The sequence below is a fragment of the Staphylococcus schweitzeri genome (assembly GCF_002902405.1).
In the GTDB taxonomy this organism is placed as follows: domain Bacteria; phylum Bacillota; class Bacilli; order Staphylococcales; family Staphylococcaceae; genus Staphylococcus; species Staphylococcus schweitzeri.
In genome coordinates this window covers 1-3,924 of the sequence record NZ_PPQS01000029.1, presented here as the reverse complement: position 1 = coordinate 3,924, position 3,924 = coordinate 1, and the positions used below count along the sequence as shown (strand labels likewise).

Sequence of the window (3,924 nt, the reverse complement as noted above, 5' to 3'; positions counted from 1 at the left end):
TTGTTAATGTTTTAATTTTCATTACTGACCTCCTTAATCATTATTAAGAAAGATTTTGTGCTAAAAAATTTCTTAATTACATATTAAAATGTTTATTAAAATTTTGCAATCATTGATTTAAATGCTCATTCGTGTAAATTGAGAATTAATTTAAATAAAATTCTGCTTAAGTCTATGCTTATAATGAATATGCAGAAGAGTAGAATTTCCACTTTCAAATTAATATAAAACGAGTAGAAGTCATGCTGTTATTGGAACCGGTACCAATTATGGATAATCGAAAATGCTTTATTTTCTATTAGAATAAATATCTATTTACTAAATGAATTTTAACGAAAATACCAACCAAAAACTTCCAAAAAACTTGGTTGGTAAATGTGAAGATTATGTGAAATATTACATTCAAATCTATCTAATCTAAATTTATTAATCAACTATACTTACATTTAAATCTACATTAACATTTCCGTGAATAGCTTTGGAATATGGACAAAACTCATGTGCCATTTGTAAGTATTTTGTAGCTTCATCTTGAGACAATACATTTTTAACTGTGGCTTCTATTGCAACGCTTAATTTAGGACTTTCTAAATTAGCATCATCTTCTAATCTTACTGTTATTGTTACTTCTGGTTTTGCATCACGAATTTTGTGTTGTTTTAAAATTAGGTCAAACGCACCATTGAAACAAGATGCATATCCTGCAGCAAATAATTGTTCAGGATTTGTTGCTTTTCCATCTGCTTGTGCTGGCGGAATGATATCAATATCTAATGCATGGTCATCGGTATGAACATGACCTTTACGACCACCGGTATTTGTAGCTTTTGTTTCATAATGAATTGCCATTGCTATGACCTCCTAAAATAAATTACGTTTATGCTATACCCATATTATTATTAGGTAATCATCATTGATTTTAGTAATGTATCATTGAATGATGAAAAGTAGTTGTTTACAATAAAATATAATGAGTGACTGAAAAGAGGGGTTTACCATGAAGACTGTAGAAGTGGTTGCTACTATCGCACCGCAAATTCAAATCGATGAGACTTTACAAGAGCAAATAAATAAGCGCAGTGATGCAATTGACATTATTGAACTTCGGATTGACCAACTTGAAAATATTTCAGCTGATAACGTGTCAAAATTAGTTATAAAACTAAAAACATTATCAAAAATAAATAAAGTTTTAGTTACATATCGTACGGCAGGACAAGGGGGAAGTGGTGAAATTACAAGCGGGTCATATTTGAATTTATTATCATCACTGGCAAATGTCAAAGAGATAGATATGGTTGATGTTGAATGGGAAAAAAATATTGAGCTTGAACGTTTCCAACAAGTCATTAAAAAGTTACAAGTACAGGATAAAGAAGTGATAATTTCACATCATAATTTTGATGAGACACCGTCTTTAGATGAACTACAATTCATTTATTTTAAAATGCAAAAGTTCAATCCAGAGTATGTAAAGTTAGCAGTTATGCCACGAAATAAAAACGACGTCTTAAATTTATTACAGGCTATGGTTACTTTTTCGGATACGATGAATTGTAAAGTAGTAGGTATATCTATGTCTAAAATTGGGTTAATAAGTAGGACAGCACAGGGAATCTTTGGTGGCGCATTGACATACGGATGCATAGGAGAGCCTCAGGCACCAGGTCAAGTTGATGTGGTTGACTTAAAAGAACAGGTATCATTATATCTATAAAATGTAAGGCGTTTGATTTTAAAGATAGGCTGTTTTATAATTGAGAAGTATTATCATTGTTCGTGGAGGAGCGATTTTATAATGGAATTACAACAAGCAATAGCTAATAGAAGAAGTGTGAAAAAGTTTAAAAGAGATATGCACATAGATGATGCATTGCTATACCAATCAATCGAAAAGGCTGCTGATGCTCCAAATCACGGAATGAGGGAACCTTGGAGAGTTGTGCATGTTCCAAAAGAGCGATTAGGGGAAATGAGTAAAGATATATCTAAATTCGCATTTCCGAATGAATTAGATAAGCAACAATCTCATTACGATGCAGTAACGAACCTTGGCGGCATGTTACTACTTATTTTAAAAACAGATCCAAGACAACGCCAAAATGATGAAAACTATTTTGCGTTTGGTGCTTATACACAAAATTTAATGTTATTACTTTATGAAGCGGGAATTGGTACATGTTGGAAATCACCATTATATATTTATGATCCGAAAGTAAGAAAAACATTAGGAATTAAAAAAGATGAGGTTTTAGCTGGATTTTTGTATTTAACAGACTTAGAAGATCATATGCCTAAAGCGCCTCGAAAAAACAGAAATTTAATTACATTATATTAATAAGATGAGATATTGAAAAAAGCTGAGACATGGTGATGTGCTCCTAAAAGTTAGAATTCATACTATTTAGGGCTTCATTACAAACTGTCTCAGCTTTTTATTATGTTGTAAATATTGTCAGTATTTAATAATAATACTATTTAAATGTTTCAGCTAAAAATGATTCCACTTGTTCAGGAGATTTAGCATTAGCTGAATGTAGATGTGCAATTTTGGCACCGTTTTTGAATACTAATAAACTAGGAATACCCATGACTTCGTTTTCAATCACTACATCTTCTAATTCATCGCGATTAACGGTATACCATTCGTAATCATTGTATTGTTCAACAATTGGATCAATCCACATATCCATTGCACGACAGTCAGGACACCAGCCTGCTTCAAATTTAATGATTACCGGGTTATCATTGTTAATTACAGATTTGAATTCTTCGTTACTTTTAATTGCTTGCATAGTTACAACTCCTCTTGATAGTTTAATAATTTTATTATAGCTAAACTTCTAGTTTATTAAAAAATTTTAGCCTCAAATTATAAGCCTTTTGCCATGGAAAATGATATATTTATGTTAAACATATAAAGGAGGTAACAGACGCATGATTAAATTTTATCAATATAAAAATTGTACAACTTGTAAAAAGGCAGCAAAGTTTTTAGATGAATACGGCGTAAGTTATGAACCAATTGATATTGTTCAACATACACCTACAATAAATGAATTTAAAACAATTATTGCTGAAACAGGTGTTGAGATTAATAAACTATTTAATACACATGGTGCAAAATATCGTGAACTAGACTTAAAAAATAAATTACAAACGTTATCTGATGATGAAAAATTAGAATTGTTATCATCAGATGGTATGTTAGTAAAACGTCCATTAGCTATTTTAGGTGATAAAATTACGTTAGGATTTAAAGAAAATCAATATAAAGAGACTTGGCTAGCGTAATATTAATGTAATCGTTTACTAAAAATCTCGATATTTAGAATCATTACATGTAAAATGAAGGAAGCTATGCAATTGTTAATTTTTAAAAATATAGTTGAATAGCATCTAGCCTTATGGCATCATTAATGTTGTAAAGAACAATTAGGAGGGGATTCTCTTGGCAGTACCAAATGAATTGAAATATTCAAAAGAGCATGAATGGGTTAAAGTTGAAGGAAGCGTCGCAACAATCGGAATCACAGAATATGCGCAAGGCGAGTTAGGTGATATTGTATTTGTTGAATTACCTGAAACTGATGATGAAATTAATGAAGGGGATACGTTTGGTAGCGTAGAATCAGTTAAAACTGTATCAGAATTATATGCGCCAATCTCTGGTAAAGTAGTTGAAGTCAACGAAGAACTAGAAGATAGTCCCGAATTTGTAAATGAATCTCCATACGAAAAAGCATGGATGGTAAAAGTAGAAATTAGTGATGAAAGTCAGATTGAAGCATTATTAACTGCTGAAAAATATGCAGAAATGATTGGTGAATAATCATTGTATAACTCCTTAATCAAAGATTAAGGAGTTTATTTTTATGAAAAGAAAACCATACGCTATGCGTATGGTTCAGAAAAGGTTCTACC

6 protein-coding genes are annotated in these 3,924 nt (G+C 31.0%); 4 read left to right on the top strand and 2 right to left on the bottom strand.

Features of this window, described 5'->3' with window-relative positions; all coding sequences use genetic code 11:
* Positions 1–426: 426 nt before the first annotated feature.
* On the bottom strand, positions 427–849 hold the full coding sequence (locus tag CD116_RS05910) for an organic hydroperoxide resistance protein (RefSeq protein ID WP_047551810.1): 423 nt from the start codon (positions 847–849) through the stop codon (positions 427–429).
* Positions 850–997: 148 nt separating this feature from the next.
* Between CD116_RS05910 and aroD the strand changes: the two genes are divergently transcribed.
* The gene (aroD, locus tag CD116_RS05905) at positions 998–1,717 is read left to right on the top strand and encodes a type I 3-dehydroquinate dehydratase (RefSeq protein WP_047551813.1); all 720 of its coding nucleotides are present in this window, start codon (positions 998–1,000) and stop codon (positions 1,715–1,717) included.
* A gap of 81 nt (positions 1,718–1,798) precedes the next feature.
* Positions 1,799–2,338 (top strand): nitroreductase family protein, encoded by a 540-nt coding sequence (locus tag CD116_RS05900; RefSeq protein WP_047427207.1) that lies wholly within the window; start codon positions 1,799–1,801, stop codon positions 2,336–2,338.
* Positions 2,339–2,474: 136 nt separating this feature from the next.
* On the opposite strand, the gene CD116_RS05895 is transcribed toward CD116_RS05900, so the two are convergent.
* Positions 2,475–2,795 carry a thioredoxin family protein gene (locus CD116_RS05895; RefSeq protein ID WP_047427211.1) on the bottom strand — a complete coding sequence of 107 codons (321 nt, stop codon included), beginning with the start codon at positions 2,793–2,795 and terminating at the stop codon, positions 2,475–2,477.
* Positions 2,796–2,937: 142 nt separating this feature from the next.
* On the opposite strand from CD116_RS05895, the gene CD116_RS05890 reads away from it, so the two are divergent.
* Both CD116_RS05890 and gcvH read left to right on the top strand, forming a co-directional pair.
* On the top strand, positions 2,938–3,294 hold the full coding sequence (locus tag CD116_RS05890; protein WP_047427214.1) for an arsenate reductase family protein: 357 nt from the start codon (positions 2,938–2,940) through the stop codon (positions 3,292–3,294).
* A gap of 157 nt (positions 3,295–3,451) precedes the next feature.
* Positions 3,452–3,832, top strand: coding sequence for a glycine cleavage system protein GcvH (gene gcvH, locus CD116_RS05885; RefSeq protein ID WP_047427217.1), 381 nt, complete (start codon positions 3,452–3,454; stop codon positions 3,830–3,832).
* Positions 3,833–3,924 lie beyond the last annotated feature (92 nt).

Bases quoted from the DNA above. Each gene is read 5' to 3' on its own strand.
- CD116_RS05910 (WP_047551810.1), bottom strand. From the start codon at position 849: ATGGCAATTCATTATGAAACAAAAGCTACAAATACCGGTGGTCGTAAA.
- aroD (WP_047551813.1), top strand. From the start codon at position 998: ATGAAGACTGTAGAAGTGGTTGCTACTATCGCACCGCAAATTCAAATC.
- CD116_RS05900 (WP_047427207.1), top strand. From the start codon at position 1,799: ATGGAATTACAACAAGCAATAGCTAATAGAAGAAGTGTGAAAAAGTTT.
- CD116_RS05895 (WP_047427211.1), bottom strand. From the start codon at position 2,795: ATGCAAGCAATTAAAAGTAACGAAGAATTCAAATCTGTAATTAACAAT.
- CD116_RS05890 (WP_047427214.1), top strand. From the start codon at position 2,938: ATGATTAAATTTTATCAATATAAAAATTGTACAACTTGTAAAAAGGCA.